The following is a 16,569-nucleotide window of genomic DNA, read 5'->3' as shown; positions in this document are numbered from 1 at the left end:
AAAGAAAAAGGCGCCTGATGTTGCCATCAAGCGCCTTTATTGGTGGGTGATACATGGATCGAACATGTGACCCCTGCCGTGTGAAGGCAGTGCTCTACCGCTGAGCTAATCACCCGTATCGGGTAGCTTCTGAAGAACTTGTGTTCGTCAACCGCTGAAGCCGCTATTATGGCACGGTTTTCAGCCTGTCTGCAAGTCGATCGAAATTTTTTTCCAGATTGTCTTTTCGCCACTGGCCTTGTCGATCACCTGCAACATGGCCGCATGGGCTTCCAGTTCGTGCGCGCTGGCACGCAGCACCGGCAGCTGGATGCCGCTCAGGTCGATCTGCACCATGCCGGAGCCGGTGCCCTCGTCGCCCTGCCCGGTTTCCATCATCAGCGATTCCTGCCCGCGCGTGAGGCTGATGTACACATCGGCCAGCAGCTCCGCATCCAGCAAGGCGCCGTGCAGGGTACGGCTGGAGTTGTCGATGCCGAAGCGGTCGCACAGCGCATCCAGCGAATTGCGCTTGCCCGGGAACTGTTCCTTGGCCAGCGCCAGCGAATCGATCACGCCCGTCACATGGGCGCGGAACGGCTCACGCCCGAGCAACTGCAATTCGTGGTCCAGAAAGCGCGTATCGAAGGCCGCGTTGTGGATGATGACTTCCGCGTCCTGCACATAGGCCAGGAAGTCCTCGACGATCTGCGCGAACTTGGGCTTGTCGCTCAGGAACTCGGTGGTCAGCCCGTGCACCCGCAGTGCGCCCTCCTCGCTGTCGCGCTCGGGGTTGATGTACAGGTGCAGGTTGTTGCCGGTGAGCTGGCGGTTCAGCAGCTCCACGCAGCCGATCTCGATGATGCGGTTGCCGTCGGAAACTTCCAGGCCGGTGGTTTCGGTGTCGAGAATGATCTGGCGCATGGGGCAATGATAAGGGCTGCACGCGGCAGCCCTGGGTAAAACATGCGGGGCCTTGGCCGCCCGCCGCTCAGTGGTTTTCCTTGGCGTGGTTGATCGAGTACTTGGGGATCTCGATCGTCAGGTCCTGCGTACCCACCATGGCCTGGCAGGACAGGCGCGAATTGGGCTCCAGGCCCCAGGCGCGGTCCAGCATGTCTTCCTCGCATTCGTCCTGCTCGCTCAGGCTGTTGAAGCCCTCGCGCACGATCACGTGGCAGGTGGTGCAGGCGCACACCATGTCGCAGGCATGCTCGATGCCGACGTTGTTGTCCAGCAGGCCCTGGCAGATGGTGGTGCCGGTCGGGATCTGGACTTCGGTGCCCTCGGGACAGTATTCCGCATGGGGCAGGATCTTGATGGTAGGCATGGGTGCCGCTCCTGGAAAATCAGATGTCTTCGATGTTGTGGCCGGCCAGCGCCTGCTGGATGCCGCGGTTCATGCGCATGGCAGCAAAGGCCTCGGTGCCGGTGGCCAGCGCCTTGGTCGCCGCCTCGATATCAGCCGGCTGGCTGCCCTTGGCCGTTTCCTGCAGCGCCACGATCAGCCATTCGATGGACTGGCGCTCGGCCTCGCTCAGCAAGTCGCCATCCGCGGCGAGAGCGCTGCGCGTCGCCAGCACCATGCGGTCGGCATCCACGCGGGCCTCGGCCAGCGCACGCGCGGCCATGTCCTGTTCGGCCGTGGTGAAGCTTTCCTGCAGCATGGTGGCGATATCGTCATCGCTCAGGCCATAGCTGGGCTTGACCTCGATGCTGGCCTCCACGCCGCTGCCCTGCTCGCGTGCACTCACGTGCAGCAGGCCGTCAGCGTCCACGGTAAAAGTCACGCGGATGCGTGCCGCACCGGCCGCCATGGGCGGGATGCCGCGCAACGTGAAGCGGGCCAGGCTGCGGCAGTCCTGCACCATGTCACGCTCGCCCTGCACCACGTGCAGGCTCATGGCGGTCTGACCGTCCTGGTAGGTGGTGAAATCCTGTGCCATCGCCACCGGAATGGTCTGGTTGCGCGGAATGATGCGCTCCACCAGCCCGCCCATGGTTTCGATGCCGAGCGACAGCGGAATCACGTCCAGCAGCAACAATTCGCCATTGGTGCTGTTGCCTGCCAGCTGGTTAGCCTGGATGGCAGCGCCCAGCGCCACCACTTCGTCGGGGTTCAGGTTGGTGAGCGGCGTGGTGCCAAAGAATCGGCCCACGGCCTGCTGGATATGCGGCATGCGGGTGGATCCCCCCACCATCACCACACCCTGCACTTCGGACGGCAGCAATTGTGCGTCGTGCAGCGTGCGCTGTACCACCTCCATGCAGCGCTGCGTCAGGGCTGCCGTGGCAGCGTCGAAATCCGCACGCGTCACGGTCTGGCGCAGCGTGCCGGTAGACAGCTCCGCCACAAATTCGGCGCTGTCGGCGTCCGTCAGCCCATGCTTGCAGGCACGGGCCGCCACCATCAGCGCAGCACGGTCTTCCGCACTCTCGGCCTTGACGCCGGCGCGTGCCAGCACCTGCTGCACCAGCGCACGGTCGTAGTCATCCCCGCCCAGCGCAGAATCGCCGCTGGTGGCAATCACCTCGAACACGCCCTGCGACAGGCGCAGGATGGAAATGTCAAACGTGCCACCACCCAGATCGAACACGGCGTAGACGCCCTCGCTGGCGTTATCCAGGCCATAGGCAATGGCAGCCGCCGTCGGTTCGTTGATCAGGCGCAGCACCTGCAGACCGGCCAGCTGGGCCGCATCCTTGGTCGCCTGGCGCTGGGCGTCGTCGAAATACGCCGGCACGGTGATCACGGCACCGTACAGATCGTCATTGAAAGTGTCTTCGGCGCGATAGCGCAGCGTGGCGAGAATTTCAGCGCTCACTTCCACCGGAGACTTGTCACCACCGCGCGTGCGGATGCGCACCATGCCCTTGGCCGGATCCTCGGCCACAAACTCGTAGGGCAGATGATCGCCATGGCTGGCGCGGATGTCGTTCAGGCTACGCCCCATGAAGCGCTTGACCGACACAATCGTGTTCTGCGGATCATCCGCCACATGGCGCAGCGCCTCGGCGCCGATCTGGCGGCCGCCGTTATCCAGATAACGCACCGCCGAGGGCAGGACCACCTTGCCATCCGCATCCGGCAGACACTCGGCCAGGCCATGGCGCATGGAGGCCACCAGCGAATGCGTGGTGCCGAGGTCAATGCCAACGGCAATGCGCCGCTCGTGCGGATTGGGCGATTGCCCGGGTTCGGAGATCTGGAGGAGTGCCATAGAGAAACTGTTTCTGCGCAACGCCCCGGCGCTGCGCGAAGGGAAAGCCGGCTGCCTTCTTCAGGCAGGCCGTATTGTCCCAGACTTGGGGCCCAGCCCCGCATGGCCGACAGGCGGCCTTACCAAGGGTGCGTGATTGAGACGCTCAACTCTGCTGTAACTGCTGCTGCAACTGACGCTGACGCACTTCCTGGGCAAACTTCTGGATGAACATCATGCGGCGCACCAAGGCAGCCGCAGCCAGCATGTCCTGCTGCGTATCGATGGCTGCGGTCACTTCCTGCAAGGCATCGCTGCTGGCCTGTTGCACCTCGCACGCCAGTGCCTGCAGGGCTCCGGCGTCTTCGGCATCATCCAGCGCCTCGCGCCATTCCATCTGCTGCATCAGGAAGTCGGCCGGCATGGCGGTATTGCTGTGCGCCTCCACCGGCACACCACCCAGTTCGCACAAGTAAGCCGCCCGCTTGAGCGGATCCTTCAGGCGCTGGTAAGCCTCGTTGATGCGCACCGACCACTGCATGGCTACACGCTGCGCCGCCGCACCCTGGGCCACAAAGCGGTCAGGATGCACCTGGCGCTGCAGCGTCTTCCAGCGCTGATCCAGCTCGGCCAGATCCAGCTGCTGACGACGCGGCAACTGGAACAGCTCGAAATCGTTATCCTGCAGGTTCATGGTGCGTCAGACGCGGAAGCTCTCGCCGCAACCACAACGGTCGCGCTCGCGCGGGTTGAGGAACTTGAAGCCTTCGTTGAGGCCCTCGCGCACATAGTCGAGCTCGGTGCCGTCGATGTACGACAGGCTTTTCGGATCCACCAGCACCTTCACGCCATGCTGTTCGAAGATCACGTCTTCCGGCTCGGCCTCGTCCACATATTCCAGCTTGTAGGCCAGCCCTGAGCAGCCCGTCGTTTTCACGCCGAGGCGCACTCCCAGGCCCTTGCCGCGCTTGGACAGCGAACGGTTCACGTGGCGCGCCGCCGCTTCAGTCATTGTGATTGCCATGTCATTACCCATTGCTGCAGCCTGTCTTCACGACAAGCCGCCAGTCAGATCACGCTGTTCCCGATCAGGAAATCAGGCAGTTGCGTCGTGCTTCTTCTTGTAGTCGGTCACGGCGGCCTTGATGGCGTCTTCCGCGAGGATGGAGCAGTGCACCTTCACCGGCGGCAGCGCCAGTTCTTCGGCGATCTGGCTGTTCTTGAGCGCAGCCGCCTCGTCCAGCGTCTTGCCCTTGACCCATTCGGTCACCAGCGAGCTGCTGGCAATGGCCGAGCCACAGCCGTAGGTCTTGAAGCGCGCATCCTCGATCACGCCGGTTTCGGGGTTGACCTTGATCTGCAGCTTCATCACGTCGCCACAGGCAGGTGCACCCACCATGCCGGTACCGACGGACTCGTCGGACTTGTCGAAGGAGCCGACGTTGCGGGGGTTCTCGTAGTGGTCGATGACCTTGTCACTGTATGCCATTTTTTCTCTCCAGATATTTGCCCAGCGGGATCGGTTCGTACTTCCGCCAGACGGTGCCGCCACGGTCGTCGCCGTAACGGAAGCTCAGCCAGATGCGGTCGCCCGCCCGGGCCGGCTTGGAATTGTCATTGCCACGCGCATCCAGGCTCACCCAGAGGGCATCGCCTGTGCGGAACTGCTTGCTGCATTCCACATCGTTGCGCACAGTGTTGTCGTCCTTCACCTGCTGCAGCTGCACGCGCACCACGCGCTCGTTGAGCGGCTGCTGCTGCACCTGCAACACCTTGCCGGCGAGCAGGCAGGCCACCTGGGTGGAGGCCTGGACCGGCTGCGCCATCCACGCACCTGCCAGCAGCGCCACCACACCGGTGGCGCGCATCAGGGCGCGGGGGGCAAGGACGACGGTGTTCATCAGTGGGCCGCCCATTCGATGGTGCTGAGGTCGATGCCTTCCTGGTGCATTTCCCACAGCGGGCTCAGTTCACGCAGCTTGGCCACGTTTTCCTTGATGGTGTTGATGGCATAGTCCACCTCCTCTTCCGTCGTAAAACGGCCAAAGGTCATGCGCAGGCTGCTGTGCGCCAGCTCGTCGCTGCGGCCCAGGGCACGCAGCACGTAGCTGGGTTCCAGACTGGCGCTGGTACAGGCAGAGCCGCTGGATACTGCCAGGCCCTTGATCCCCATGATGAGCGACTCGCCCTCGACGAAGTTGAAACTCATGTTCAGGTTGTGCGGCACGCGATGCTCCAGATCGCCGTTGACGAACACCTGATCGATTTCCTTCAGGCCGTCCAGCAGGCGCTTCTGCAGGCGGGCTGCATGCTCATGGTCCTTCTGCATCTCTTCCTTGGCCAGGCGGAAGGCCTCGCCCATGCCCACGCACTGGTGGGTGGGCAGCGTGCCGCTGCGCATGCCGCGCTCGTGGCCGCCACCGTGCATCTGCGCCTCGATGCGCACGCGCGGCTTGCGGCGCACGTACAGGGCACCAATGCCCTTGGGACCATAGGTCTTGTGGCTGGCCAGACTCATCAGGTCGATCGGCATGGTCTTGACGTCGACTTCCACCTTGCCGGTTGCCTGCGCAGCGTCCACGTGGAAGATGATGCCCTTCTCGCGGCACAGTGCGCCGATGGCCGGAATGTCCTGCACCACGCCGATCTCGTTGTTCACGAACATCACGCTGATCAGGATGGTGTCGGGACGGATGGCCGCCTTCAGCACGTCCATGTCGATCAGGCCGTTTTCCTGCACATCCAGATAGGTCACCTCGAAGCCCTGGCGCTCCAGCTCGCGCATGGTGTCCAGCACGGCCTTGTGCTCGGTCTTGACGGTGATGAGGTGCTTGCCCTTGCTCTTGTAGAAGTGCGCAGCGCCCTTGATCGCCAGGTTGTCGGACTCGGTCGCGCCGCTGGTCCAGACGATCTCGCGCGGGTCGGCGCCGATCAGGTCGGCCACCTGTTCGCGGGCCTTCTCGATGGCCGCTTCGGCTTCCCAGCCCCAGGCATGGCTGCGCGAGGCCGCGTTGCCGAAGTGCTCACTGATCCAGGGGATCATGGCTTCGGCCACGCGCGGGTCCACCGGCGTGGTGGCGCCGTAATCGAGGTAAATCGGAAAATGAGGAGTCATTGTTGTACTCGTTGTTGCAGGAAATGCCGGCCCGGGGAGGCCCGCATTGTATTTACTTGGAAAGCGGCACGGTGCCCAGGGCGAAGACCGAGTTGGGCGCATTCACGCGCACTGGCTTGAGCACGGGTGCGGAGGAGATGGCGCGCTTGATCATGGGCTTGTCCTCGATGCGCACGCCCTTGGCGATCTGTTCGTCCACCAGCTTCTGCAGGGAGACGGAGCGCAGGAACTCGAGCATGCGGTCGTTCAGGCTGGTCCACAGGTCGTGCGTCATGCAGGGGCCGTTGTTCTCGCCCATGCAGTTGGCCTTGCCGCCGCAGCTGGTGGCGTCGAGCTGTTCATCCACCGACACCACGATGTCGGCCACGGTGATGTCGCCGGCCTTGCGCGCCAGCGTGTAGCCGCCACCCGGGCCGCGGGTGGATTCGACCAGTTCATGACGGCGCAGCTTGCCAAACAGCTGCTCCAGATACGACAGCGAAATCTGCTGGCGCTGGCTGATGGCAGCCAGGGTTACCGGACCGCTGCTCTGGCGCAGGGCCAGGTCGATCATGGCGGTAACGGCGAAGCGTCCTTTGGTGGTAAGTCGCATGGCAATCTCTCTTGTGACAGGTTGAGCGGGCAGCTTGGGGCAGGCTGGTGGCCCACGAAATAGCCTCTAACCCGACTATTTAGGTCAAGTATACCCGATAACCTTGTACCTTGCTCGGATACAAGGAGATTTTTTGTTGCCGTGGCGACAAAAAGTGGTGCAGGCGTCGAGTGGCTGGCGTCTTGAGGAGGTGCTGCCTGTTTGCAACCCCGCTTCCACTGATCGAAAAGTCCCCGCGCCGCCGATCAACTCAGCAGATCGTGCCCTGCCCCACCCAGCACCCGCTCGCGCAGAGCCGCCAGCTGGTCGCGCGTGCGCGCCGCCTGCTCGAATTCCAGATTTTTGGCGTGCTCCATCATCTGCTTTTCGAGGCGCTTGATTTCCTTCGCCAGATCCTTCTCGCTCAACTCCTCGGCATAGGCACGCTGCATTTCCTGCTGCTGCGCCGCCTTGCTGGCCTTCTCGCTGTAGACGCCATCGATCAGGTCGCGCACCTGCTTGATCACGCTGCGTGGCGTGATGCCATGCGCCTCGTTGAAAGCCATCTGCTTGGCGCGACGGCGTTCCGTTTCGGAGATGGCCCGCTGCATGCTGTCGGTGATGCGGTCTGCGTACAAAATGGCCTTGCCGTTCACGTTGCGCGCCGCCCGCCCGATCGTCTGAATCAGGCTGCGCTCGCTGCGCAGAAAGCCTTCCTTGTCCGCGTCCAGAATCGCTACCAGCGACACTTCCGGAATGTCCAGACCCTCGCGCAGCAGGTTGATGCCCACCAGCACATCGAAGCTGCCCAGACGCAGGTCACGGATGATTTCCACGCGCTCCACTGTGTCGATGTCGCTGTGCAGATAGCGCACCTTCACGCCGTTTTCCGTCAGGTAATCCGTCAGCTGCTCGGCCATGCGCTTGGTCAGCGTGGTGATCAGCACGCGGTCGCCCTGCTCCGTGCGGTTGCGGATTTCCTGCAGCACATCGTCCACCTGGCTGGTGGCCGGGCGCACTTCCACTTCAGGATCAACCAGGCCGGTGGGACGCACCACCTGCTCCACCACCTGGCCGGCATGGGTCTTTTCATAATCCGCTGGCGTAGCCGAGACGAATACCACCTGCCGCATCTTGCGCTCGAACTCCTCGAACTTTAGCGGGCGGTTGTCCAGCGCGCTCGGCAACCGGAAGCCGTACTCCACCAGCGTGGTCTTGCGCGAGCGGTCGCCGTTGTACATGGCGCCCAGCTGGCCGATCATCACGTGGCTCTCGTCCAGGAACATCACAGTATCGGCCGGCAGGTAGTCGGTCAACGTGCTCGGCGCCTCGCCCGGCAGCGTGCCGGCCAGATGACGCGAGTAGTTCTCGATGCCCTTGCAGTGCCCGACTTCGGCCAGCATTTCCAGATCGAAGCGCGTACGCTGTTCCAGCCGCTGCGCTTCCACCAGCTTGCCTTCGTCGTAGAAATACTTGAGGCGATCCGCCAGTTCCAGCTTGATGCCTTCCACCGCGCTCAGCACCTGCTCGCGCGGCGTGACGTAATGGCTGCTCGGGTACACGGTAAAACGCGCCAGCTTCTGCCGCACCTTGCCGGTGAGCGGATCGAACAGCTGCAGCGTCTCGATCTCGTCATCGAACAGCTCGATGCGCAGCGCCAGCTCGCTGTGTTCGGCCGGAAACACGTCGATGGTGTCACCACGCACGCGGAACTTGCCGCGCGTGAACTCCATCTCGTTGCGCTGATACTGCATGCGCACCAGCTGCGTGATGATGTCGCGCTGGCTGTACTGGTCGCCTGCGCGCAGCGTCATGATCATGCGGTGGTAGCTCTCGGGCTTGCCGATACCGTAGATGGCCGACACAGTGGCCACAATCACCACATCGCGCCGTTCCAGCAGACTCTTGGTGCAGCTCAGCCGCATCTGCTCGATGTGCTCGTTGATGGCGCTGTCCTTCTCGATGAACAGGTCGCGCTGCGGCACGTAGGCTTCCGGCTGGTAGTAGTCGTAGTAGCTGACGAAATACTCCACCGCGTTCTTCGGAAAGAACTCGCGGAATTCGCTGTACAACTGCGCCGCCAACGTCTTGTTGGGCGCAAACACGATGGCAGGCCGGCCCAGCCGGGCAATCACGTTGGCCATGGTGAAGGTCTTGCCCGAGCCCGTCACGCCCAGCAGGGTCTGGTAGGCCTCGCCATCGTGCACACCTTCCACCAGCTCGTCGATGGCCGTGGGCTGGTCGCCCGCCGGCGGATACGGCTGGAACAGCTGAAACGGCGAATCGGGGAACTGCACGAACTCTCCCGCCGGCGCGGTAGCCTGGGCGGGATCGGCGAGGATTTCGGTCTGTGGGCTGGCGGACATGGCAATCAGGTGGGGGCCAAACGTGCAATGTAAAGCATCCGGCTGCGCCCGGGCATCTGAAATCGTGCGAAAGGCCGGACAGCCCCACCCAAGTGATCAAATCGCGTACGGATTTCAAGCCGCAACATGAAGCTGGCGCTGCCCCACTGTTTACCGTGCCGCCAGCCAAGTGCCGCACCGCGTTGGACTACGCCAATACAACTGGCGCCGCCCGACCTTTTGCCATGCCGCCACACGCGCGACCGCTCCCGCAATTTAGTTGCCCCATCCTCCACGCCGCGCTTTTCGAATGGCAGGCCGCGCTCTTACAATAGAAAAGTTGTCCGCAATGCTGCTGCGAGTGTGGTGTGCGGGCCTGTTTTCTCCCCAAACACCAGCCAGAGGTACCCTCATGTCCCTTTTCTCCGCCGTCGAAATGGCCCCCCGCGACCCGATCCTGGGCCTGAACGAGCAATACAACGCCGACACCAACCCCAACAAGGTCAACCTGGGCGTGGGCGTGTACTTTGACGACAACGGCAAGCTGCCCCTGCTGCAGTGCGTGCAGGCCGCCGAAAAGACCATGATGGACAAGCCCGCTGCCCGCGGCTACCTGCCGATCGATGGCCTGGCTGCCTATGACAACGCCGTCAAGGCGCTGGTGTTCGGCGCTGACAGCGCTGTGGTGCAGGACGGCCGCGTGGCCACCGTGCAGGCCCTGGGCGGCACCGGCGGCCTGAAAATCGGCGCCGACTTCCTGAAAAAGCTCAACCCCAATGCCAAGGTGCTGATCAGCGACCCGAGCTGGGAAAACCACCGCGCCCTGTTCACCAATGCCGGCTTCACCGTCGAGACCTACGCCTACTACGACGCCGACAAGCTGGGCGTGAACTTCGACGGCATGCTGGCCAGCCTGAACGCTGCCGAAGCCGGCACCGTGATCGTGCTGCACGCCTGCTGCCACAACCCCACCGGCTACGACATCACCCCCGAGCAGTGGGACAAGGTCGTTGAAGTGGTCAAGGCCAAGGGCCTGGTCGCCTTCCTCGACATGGCTTACCAGGGCTTCGGCCACGGCATCGCCGAAGATGGCGCCGTGATCGGCAAGTTCGTGGCTGCCGGCCTGAACTTCTTCGTCTCCACTTCCTTCAGCAAGAGCTTCAGCCTGTACGGTGAGCGCGTCGGCGCCCTGAGCGTGGTGTGCGAAAGCAAGGAAGAAGCCGCCCGCGTGCTGAGCCAGCTCAAGATCGTGGTGCGTACCAACTACAGCAACCCGCCCACGCATGGCGGTACCGTGGTCGCCACCGTGCTGAACAACCCCGAGCTGCGCGCCCAGTGGGAGCAGGAACTGGGCGAGATGCGCACCCGCATCAAGGCCATGCGTCAGGCGCTGGTCGACGGCCTGAAGGCTGCCGGCGTGCAGCGCGACATGTCCTTCATCACCAAGCAGATCGGCATGTTCAGCTACTCCGGCCTCTCCAAGGACCAGATGGTGCGCCTGCGCAATGAATTCGGCGTGTACGGCACCGACACCGGCCGCATGTGCGTGGCTGCGCTCAACAGCAAGAACATCGGCTACGTCTGCGAAAGCATCGCCAAGGTGCTGTAAGGCAACCTGATGGCACAGCCGCAAAGCCACCGTCCGCAAGGCCGGTGGCTTTTTTTCATGGTCTGCTCCTTCCTGCAAGAGCCCTCCAGAATGCAAGATTTGATGTTTATCTCAATCGCATGAAAACCATGTGACAGATGCCACCGATTCTTCGCATGACCGTGCCAAAAATTAGGGTTGCCGCTATGTTGCGCTGCACTCCCGGAGTTGCAAAATGTGACATTGCTGCACCTGCACCGTCCTGCGATGCTGTCTGACAGCGCGTATTTCATAATCACTGCTAAAATTGTTGCACCGCAGCATTTTTCTCCCGAAGGTTGTCCATGCTTTACCAGATCTACGAGACACAACGCTCTCTGATGGAACCGTTCGCGGAACTCGCCCTGGCGGCGTCCCGCATGTTCACCAATCCCGTGCTCCCGTTCAGCCACGCTCCAGGCGCCAACCGCATGGCCGCCGGCTACAACCTGCTGCACCGTCTGGCCAAGGACTATGAAAAGCCCCGCTTCGAGATCGAATCGGTCGATGTGGACGGCGCCGAAGTCACCATCCACGAGCGCGTGGAAATCAACAAGCCGTTCTGCGAACTGCGCCGCTTCAAGCGCTACGCCGACGACACCGAAACCCTGGAAAAGCTCCTGCGCAACCCGGTCGTGCTGATCGTGGCGCCGCTTTCCGGCCACTACGCCACCCTGCTGCGCGATACCGTGCGCACCATGCTGAAGGACCACAAGGTCTACATCACCGACTGGAAGAACGCGCGCAACGTGCCGCTGTCCGAAGGCGGCTTCAACCTGAACGACTACGTCAACTACGTGCAGGAATTCATCCGCTATCTGCAGAAGGAAAACGGCGAGTGCCACGTGGTGAGCGTGTGCCAGCCCACCGTGCCCGTACTGGCTGCCGTGTCGCTGATGGCCTCGCGCGGCGAGCAGACCCCCGCCACCATGACCATGATGGGCGGCCCGGTCGATGCCAGCAAGTCGCCCACCGCGGTGAACGATCTGGCCGTGCAGCGCAGCATCGAGTGGTTCGAGAACAATGTGATCTACCGCGTGCCCTCCGGCTACCCGGGCGAAGGCCGCCGCGTGTACCCCGGCTTCCTGCAGTTTGCCGGCTTCGTGGCCATGAACCCCAACCGCCACGCCACCAGCTACTACGACTACTTCAAGGACCTGATCCGCGGCGACGGCGAGAGTACCGAAGCGCACCGCAAGTTCTATGACGAGTACAACGCCGTGCTGGACATGGACGCCGAGTACTACCTCGACACCATCGAAACCGTGTTCCAGGAATTCAAGCTGGTCAACGGCACCTGGGACGTGAAAGGCGTCGACGGCCAGATCGAGCGTGTCCGTCCGCAGGACATCACCAAGACGGCCGTGCTGGCCATCGAGGGCGAACTGGATGACATCGCCGGCCTCGGCCAGACCCAGGCTTCCTTGAGCATGTGCTCCGGTGTGCCCGACAGCGAAAAGCTTTACTACGAAGTGAAGGGGGCCGGCCACTACGGCATCTTCAGCGGCCGCCGCTGGCGCGAAATGGCCTACCCGGTGCTGCGTGACTTCATCCTGCGCCACCACAGCGGCATCGTGACCGCCAAGCGCCGCAAGGCTTCGCAACCGCATCTGGACGATCTGGCCAAGCGTGCCGAGCTGTATGAACAGCTGCAGCTGGGCCAGGAAGCCAGCAGTGTCGAACCGGCTCCGGCCGTGGCCGAAGTGGCTCCTGCCGAACCGGTCAAGGCAGCTCCCAAGGCACGCACTGCTGCACGCAAGACGGCTGCCAAGCCAGCTTCCCGTGCCGGCAGCACCCGCAAGACAGCCACCAAGGCTGCGGCGACAGAAGCACCTGCCGCCGCAGAGAAAGCGGCCCCAGCCAGCGCTCCTGCAGCCAAGGCCGTGACCGGGACTGCTCCGGCCCAGGCGGCGGAAAAAGCCATCGCTCCCGCAACCACTGCCGAGGCGTCCCCGAAAGCCGAGACCGTAGCCGCGGCTCCTGCGGCAGTGGCGCCAGCCGCCGCAACCAGCAAGGAAGCCCCGCAGGCCGACGCCGGCAAGAGTGCCGAAGTGCCGCCGCAACAGGCAGCTGACAGCGCTATCGTAGTGCAGGCAGATGCGTCCACCAGCAAGCCCATGACGACATGGCGCCTGCCGGGTTCTGTTGCCGAGGAGCAGACGACCGATCAGGCCATGGCAGACAGCCAGCAATCCTGATCAGCCCGAACGGCTGCAGCCAACCCGATGCCTGATCCGCATCGGGTTTTTTCATTTCCGCCCCACCCCGCAGGCATAATTCCGCCATGCCATTGCCGTCGCCTGATTCTCCCGCCGTCGTTCCCCTTTCCGGGCCGGCCCTTGCCGTACACCGCGTACTGCCGCAAACGCAGTGCCAGCGTTGTGGCTATCCGGATTGCGCTGGCTATGCCGAGGCGGTGGTGGATGGCAGTGCCGACATCAACCAGTGTCCCCCGGGCGGTGAAGACGGCATCCACCGCATTGCCCAAGCGCTGGGCCAGCCGCAGCGCGCCGAAGGCAAGACGCTGAATGCGGAGTTTGGCCAGGAGGGTCCGATGACGGTGGCCATCATCGACGAGAACTGGTGCATTGGCTGCACATTGTGCATCAAGGCCTGCCCAACCGATGCGATTCTCGGCAGCAACAAGCGCATGCACACCGTGATCGAACCGTTCTGCACCGGCTGCGATCTGTGTGTGCTAGCCTGCCCGGTGGACTGCATCGCCATGGAGCCCATCAGCGGCACACGCGCGGGATGGGAGGCCTGGTCAGCGGCGCTGGCTGAGCAGGCGCTGCAGCGCTATACCTTCCACCAGTTTCAGGTGGCCCGTGCGGAACAGGAAAACGCCGAGCGTCTGGAAGACAAGGCGCGCCACAAGCTGGAGCATCTGGAAGAACAAAGCCAGCACACCGATCCGGTCGTGCTGGACAAGAAACGCGCCATCATCGCGGCGGCCCTGGCCAAGGCCAAGGCGCGCCGCGAAGGGAGCGTCTGACCGGATTGCAACGGCCATCCGGCCATGGGCGCACACTTGCGCTCCTGCAACCGGTCCGATGCCTGTCAGCAGCCTTGGGCCAGTGCCGCAAAAGCCTTGACCACTTCCTCCGGCGCCTGCACCAGTTCAATCAGCACGCCTTCGCCACCAATCGGCAGCTCTTCGTTGCCCTTGGGGTGAATGAAGGTGATGTCGAAACCGGCAGCGCCCTTGCGGATGCCGCCCGGTGCAAAACGCACGCCCTGGGCGGTCAGCCATTCCACGGCCACCGGCAGGTCATCGATCCACAGGCCGATGTGGTTCAGCGGCGTAGCGTGCACGGCGGGCTTCTTCTCGGGGTCCATGGGCTGCATCAGGTCCACTTCCACCTTGAAGGGGCCGCTGCCGATGGCGCAGATGTCCTCGTCCACGTTCTCACGTTCGCTCTGGAAAGTGCCGGTCTTCTCCAGGCCGAACATGTCCACCCAGAGGGTCTGCAGACGCTCCTTGCTCGGGCCGCCAATGGCGATCTGCTGGATGCCCAGCACCTTGAACGGACGCGGGCTGCCTTTGGCGATGGGGGTTTGGGTCATGGGTTTCTCCTTGATGATGGTATGAATGTTCTGCTGTCAATTTTGGCACGCCATGGTGCCCGGAAAACTTTCAGGTGCGCGCATCGCCACCCTGCACCGGCAGCGCGAGAATGCCGCGATAGACCGGATTGCCGTTGCGGACCACCGGCCCGGCCTGCACCAGATCCGGGCGCTTCTGCACCAGTTGCGTGAACAGGGTCTGGGCCTCCATCTGCGTCAGCGCGGCGCCTATGCACACATGCGCCCCACTGCCGAAAGACAGCGCGCCCGGATTCGCGCGCTGCACATCCAGCCTGTCGGGATCGGAGTGGCGCCTCGGATCATGGTTGGCCGATCCGATCAGCGGCAACACCAGATCGCCGCGGCGCAACTGCTGGCCGTGCAGCACCATGCTGCTGGCCACGCGGCGGCCGGTCCATTGCACCGGGCTGTCGAAACGCAGCAACTCGCGCACGGCTTGGGGCACCAGCGCCGGATCACGGCACAACAGATCCCACTGGTCGCGGTGTTCCATCAGCACCAGCATGCCGTTGCCCAGCAGGTTGCGCGTGGTTTCGTAGCCGGCAAACAGCAGCATGGCGCACTGGGCCAGCAGTTCGGTGTCGGAAGTGATGCGGCCATCGTCGCGGGCCTGCACCAGCTCCGTCACCAGATCGTCCTCGGGATTGCGGCGGCGACGCGGCAGCAGGTCCTGCTCGAAGTAGGCAGCCATCTCCAGCAGGCTCTTCTGCGCGATGCGCGCCTGCTCGGTCGTCGGGCGAACGGCGCCGATGAAGGCTGCCAGATCATCCGCCCAGCGCATGAAATCGCTTTCAAGAGCCAGATCCACACCCATGATGCGCGCGATCACGCGCACTGGCAAGGGTCGTGCGATGCGCTCCATGAAATCGAATGGTTCGGTACGCGGAAGTGCATCCACCAGTTCGGCAGCGAACTGTTCGATTTCAGGCTGCAGCGCCTGCAGGCGCTGCGGGCGGAATGCCGGCATCAGCACCTGGCGCAGGCGCGGGTGTTCGGGTTGATCCAGAAACAGCAAGGCGCGGGCAAACAGGCGCTGGAACGGGCCCAGCGCTGCACGGTCGCCCTCGGCCACATCCATCACCCAGCCACCGGTCCGCTGGGCCGACAGCCGCGGATCACGCAGGGCGGCCTCCACATCGGCATGGCGCGTCAAGAGCCAGGCCCCTCCAAAAAAGGCATCGCTCCACACCACGGGGGCTGCTTCACGCCACAAGGCATAGGTGGCGTAGGGATTCACTTCAAAGTCCGGCAGCAGTTCTGCCGGTTTTTCAAGAATAGCGTTCATAGGTCGGTCATTGTCTACCGGTTCCGCTCCGGAGCCAGTCCGGCAGCCATTGCACTGCCGGATTCCTGATTCAGCGCAAACACATGGTGCAGCAAGGCGCTGTCGAGGCTGTCGGCAATGGCATCGGCCGTGGGTGACGCCAGATGCGGCACCACGCCCAGGCAAGGCGTCTGGAATCGCCGCTGCATCTCCTGGCGCAGGGTGTTCAGGTTCTCGCCGAAAAACGGCATGGCGGGCTGCACCGTGTTGGCCACCCAGCCTGCCAGCTCCAGGCCACGCGCACGAATGGCCTCCGCAGTCAGCAAGGCGTGGTTGATGCAACCGAGCCGCATGCCAACCACCAGCACCACCGGCAGCTGCAGATCCGCCATCAGGTCGGCACTGTTCCAGCCCTCGCCCAGCGGCACGCACAGGCCACCCGCACCTTCGACCACCACGCGCTCGGTCATGGCTGCCACGCGGTGCGCACCGACGATCAGGCCCGCACGATCGATGGACCGTCCTTCACGCTCGGCCGCGATGTGCGGAGCACAGGCCAGACGCAACTGGGCCGTGCAGATCTGCGACTCTTCCAGCGGCACCGAGCTGGCCTGCTGCAGCACGCGCACATCTACGTTGAACCAGCGCCCCTGGGCGTCCTGCTCCATGCCGGCAGCCACAGGCTTGTAGCCCCCAGCACGCACGCCCTGTCGTGCCAGCCAGCGCAACAGGCCGGAGCTCACGCGCGTCTTGCCCACTTCCGTATCGGTCCCCGTGACAAAACAGCCACGCAATCCCGTTCCAGCCACATCCTGCATCACAGGCAATCTCCAGATTCTTCCAGATCCCTGCAGCACGTTTGCTGCAACCATGACCCGAC

Annotated in this window: 16 protein-coding genes and 1 tRNA gene; 3 read left to right on the top strand and 14 right to left on the bottom strand. The window is 63.5% G+C overall.

All coding sequences use genetic code 11. The features are described 5' to 3' along the window. Positions 1 to 40: 40 nt before the first annotated feature. From BMW28_RS08345 to uvrB, 11 genes are all read right to left on the bottom strand, one after another. Positions 41 to 115 (bottom strand) — tRNA-Val (locus BMW28_RS08345). Between the two features lie 65 nt (positions 116 to 180). After that, a complete protein-coding gene (gene dnaQ, locus BMW28_RS08340) occupies positions 181 to 903 on the bottom strand; it encodes a DNA polymerase III subunit epsilon (protein ID WP_091816526.1) in 723 nt (240 codons plus the stop codon). A 67-nt stretch (positions 904 to 970) separates the two neighbouring features. Further along, positions 971 to 1,309 (bottom strand): ISC system 2Fe-2S type ferredoxin, encoded by a 339-nt coding sequence (fdx, locus tag BMW28_RS08335; protein ID WP_091816524.1) that lies wholly within the window; start codon positions 1,307 to 1,309, stop codon positions 971 to 973. A 19-nt stretch (positions 1,310 to 1,328) separates the two neighbouring features. Beyond that, complete coding sequence (hscA, locus tag BMW28_RS08330; protein ID WP_091816521.1) at positions 1,329 to 3,200, bottom strand: Fe-S protein assembly chaperone HscA; 1,872 nt, start codon at positions 3,198 to 3,200, stop codon at positions 1,329 to 1,331. Between the two features lie 145 nt (positions 3,201 to 3,345). Next, a complete protein-coding gene (gene hscB, locus BMW28_RS08325; protein WP_091816519.1) occupies positions 3,346 to 3,873 on the bottom strand; it encodes a Fe-S protein assembly co-chaperone HscB in 528 nt (175 codons plus the stop codon). 6 nt (positions 3,874 to 3,879) lie between these two features. Then, positions 3,880 to 4,203, bottom strand: coding sequence for an iron-sulfur cluster assembly protein IscA (iscA, locus tag BMW28_RS08320; RefSeq protein WP_091816516.1), 324 nt, complete (start codon positions 4,201 to 4,203; stop codon positions 3,880 to 3,882). A gap of 72 nt (positions 4,204 to 4,275) precedes the next feature. Beyond that, on the bottom strand, positions 4,276 to 4,668 hold the full coding sequence (iscU, locus tag BMW28_RS08315) for a Fe-S cluster assembly scaffold IscU (protein WP_091816513.1): 393 nt from the start codon (positions 4,666 to 4,668) through the stop codon (positions 4,276 to 4,278). Continuing rightward, positions 4,655 to 5,080 (bottom strand): hypothetical protein, encoded by a 426-nt coding sequence (locus BMW28_RS08310; protein WP_143280564.1) that lies wholly within the window; start codon positions 5,078 to 5,080, stop codon positions 4,655 to 4,657. Before BMW28_RS08310 ends, iscU begins: the two co-directional genes overlap by 14 nt. Then, entirely contained in the window at positions 5,080 to 6,294 is a 1,215-nt protein-coding gene (locus BMW28_RS08305) for an IscS subfamily cysteine desulfurase (RefSeq protein ID WP_091816508.1), read from the bottom strand. The genes BMW28_RS08310 and BMW28_RS08305 overlap by 1 nt, the downstream gene beginning before the upstream one ends. A gap of 52 nt (positions 6,295 to 6,346) precedes the next feature. Beyond that, positions 6,347 to 6,886, bottom strand: coding sequence for a Fe-S cluster assembly transcription factor (locus BMW28_RS08300; protein ID WP_091816505.1), 540 nt, complete (start codon positions 6,884 to 6,886; stop codon positions 6,347 to 6,349). A 245-nt stretch (positions 6,887 to 7,131) separates the two neighbouring features. Further along, positions 7,132 to 9,231 (bottom strand): excinuclease ABC subunit UvrB, encoded by a 2,100-nt coding sequence (uvrB, locus tag BMW28_RS08295; RefSeq protein WP_091816502.1) that lies wholly within the window; start codon positions 9,229 to 9,231, stop codon positions 7,132 to 7,134. Between the two features lie 391 nt (positions 9,232 to 9,622). Here uvrB and BMW28_RS08290 point away from each other — a divergent pair, with 391 nt between their 5' ends. The 3 genes from BMW28_RS08290 to BMW28_RS08280 all read left to right on the top strand — a co-directional run bounded on the left by BMW28_RS08290 (position 9,623) and on the right by BMW28_RS08280 (position 13,832). Continuing rightward, on the top strand, positions 9,623 to 10,819 hold the full coding sequence (locus BMW28_RS08290) for an amino acid aminotransferase (RefSeq protein ID WP_091816499.1): 1,197 nt from the start codon (positions 9,623 to 9,625) through the stop codon (positions 10,817 to 10,819). Between the two features lie 323 nt (positions 10,820 to 11,142). Further along, on the top strand, positions 11,143 to 13,035 hold the full coding sequence (locus BMW28_RS08285; protein ID WP_091816497.1) for a polyhydroxyalkanoate depolymerase: 1,893 nt from the start codon (positions 11,143 to 11,145) through the stop codon (positions 13,033 to 13,035). A gap of 86 nt (positions 13,036 to 13,121) precedes the next feature. Continuing rightward, the gene (locus BMW28_RS08280) at positions 13,122 to 13,832 is read left to right on the top strand and encodes an RnfABCDGE type electron transport complex subunit B (protein ID WP_091816494.1); all 711 of its coding nucleotides are present in this window, start codon (positions 13,122 to 13,124) and stop codon (positions 13,830 to 13,832) included. A 65-nt stretch (positions 13,833 to 13,897) separates the two neighbouring features. Here the strand turns inward: BMW28_RS08280 and BMW28_RS08275 are convergent, their stop codons facing one another. The 3 genes from BMW28_RS08275 to bioD form a co-directional block, all read right to left on the bottom strand. Then, positions 13,898 to 14,404, bottom strand: a complete 507-nt coding sequence (locus BMW28_RS08275; protein ID WP_091816491.1) for a VOC family protein — start codon at positions 14,402 to 14,404, stop codon at positions 13,898 to 13,900. A gap of 70 nt (positions 14,405 to 14,474) precedes the next feature. After that, entirely contained in the window at positions 14,475 to 15,710 is a 1,236-nt protein-coding gene (locus BMW28_RS08270; protein ID WP_091816489.1) for a cytochrome P450, read from the bottom strand. A 14-nt stretch (positions 15,711 to 15,724) separates the two neighbouring features. Then, complete coding sequence (bioD, locus tag BMW28_RS08265) at positions 15,725 to 16,507, bottom strand: dethiobiotin synthase (protein WP_091816487.1); 783 nt, start codon at positions 16,505 to 16,507, stop codon at positions 15,725 to 15,727. Positions 16,508 to 16,569 lie beyond the last annotated feature (62 nt).

The organism is Allobrachymonas denitrificans DSM 15123 (genome assembly GCF_900110225.1).
GTDB lineage: Bacteria > Pseudomonadota > Gammaproteobacteria > Burkholderiales > Burkholderiaceae_C > Brachymonas > Brachymonas denitrificans.
Note: the sequence above shows the minus strand (reverse complement) of the source record. Positions and strands in the feature narration are given on the sequence as shown.

Bases quoted from the DNA above. Each gene is read 5' to 3' on its own strand.
- bioD (WP_091816487.1), bottom strand. From the start codon at position 16,507: ATGCAGGATGTGGCTGGAACGGGATTGCGTGGCTGTTTTGTCACGGGG.
- BMW28_RS08290 (WP_091816499.1), top strand. From the start codon at position 9,623: ATGTCCCTTTTCTCCGCCGTCGAAATGGCCCCCCGCGACCCGATCCTG.
- fdx (WP_091816524.1), bottom strand. From the start codon at position 1,309: ATGCCTACCATCAAGATCCTGCCCCATGCGGAATACTGTCCCGAGGGC.
- BMW28_RS08270 (WP_091816489.1), bottom strand. From the start codon at position 15,710: ATGAACGCTATTCTTGAAAAACCGGCAGAACTGCTGCCGGACTTTGAA.
- BMW28_RS08300 (WP_091816505.1), bottom strand. From the start codon at position 6,886: ATGCGACTTACCACCAAAGGACGCTTCGCCGTTACCGCCATGATCGAC.
- hscA (WP_091816521.1), bottom strand. From the start codon at position 3,200: ATGGCACTCCTCCAGATCTCCGAACCCGGGCAATCGCCCAATCCGCAC.
- BMW28_RS08285 (WP_091816497.1), top strand. From the start codon at position 11,143: ATGCTTTACCAGATCTACGAGACACAACGCTCTCTGATGGAACCGTTC.
- BMW28_RS08310 (WP_143280564.1), bottom strand. From the start codon at position 5,080: ATGAACACCGTCGTCCTTGCCCCCCGCGCCCTGATGCGCGCCACCGGT.
- dnaQ (WP_091816526.1), bottom strand. From the start codon at position 903: ATGCGCCAGATCATTCTCGACACCGAAACCACCGGCCTGGAAGTTTCC.
- iscA (WP_091816516.1), bottom strand. From the start codon at position 4,203: ATGGCAATCACAATGACTGAAGCGGCGGCGCGCCACGTGAACCGTTCG.
- BMW28_RS08280 (WP_091816494.1), top strand. From the start codon at position 13,122: ATGCCATTGCCGTCGCCTGATTCTCCCGCCGTCGTTCCCCTTTCCGGG.
- BMW28_RS08275 (WP_091816491.1), bottom strand. From the start codon at position 14,404: ATGACCCAAACCCCCATCGCCAAAGGCAGCCCGCGTCCGTTCAAGGTG.
- BMW28_RS08305 (WP_091816508.1), bottom strand. From the start codon at position 6,294: ATGACTCCTCATTTTCCGATTTACCTCGATTACGGCGCCACCACGCCG.
- uvrB (WP_091816502.1), bottom strand. From the start codon at position 9,231: ATGTCCGCCAGCCCACAGACCGAAATCCTCGCCGATCCCGCCCAGGCT.
- iscU (WP_091816513.1), bottom strand. From the start codon at position 4,668: ATGGCATACAGTGACAAGGTCATCGACCACTACGAGAACCCCCGCAAC.
- hscB (WP_091816519.1), bottom strand. From the start codon at position 3,873: ATGAACCTGCAGGATAACGATTTCGAGCTGTTCCAGTTGCCGCGTCGT.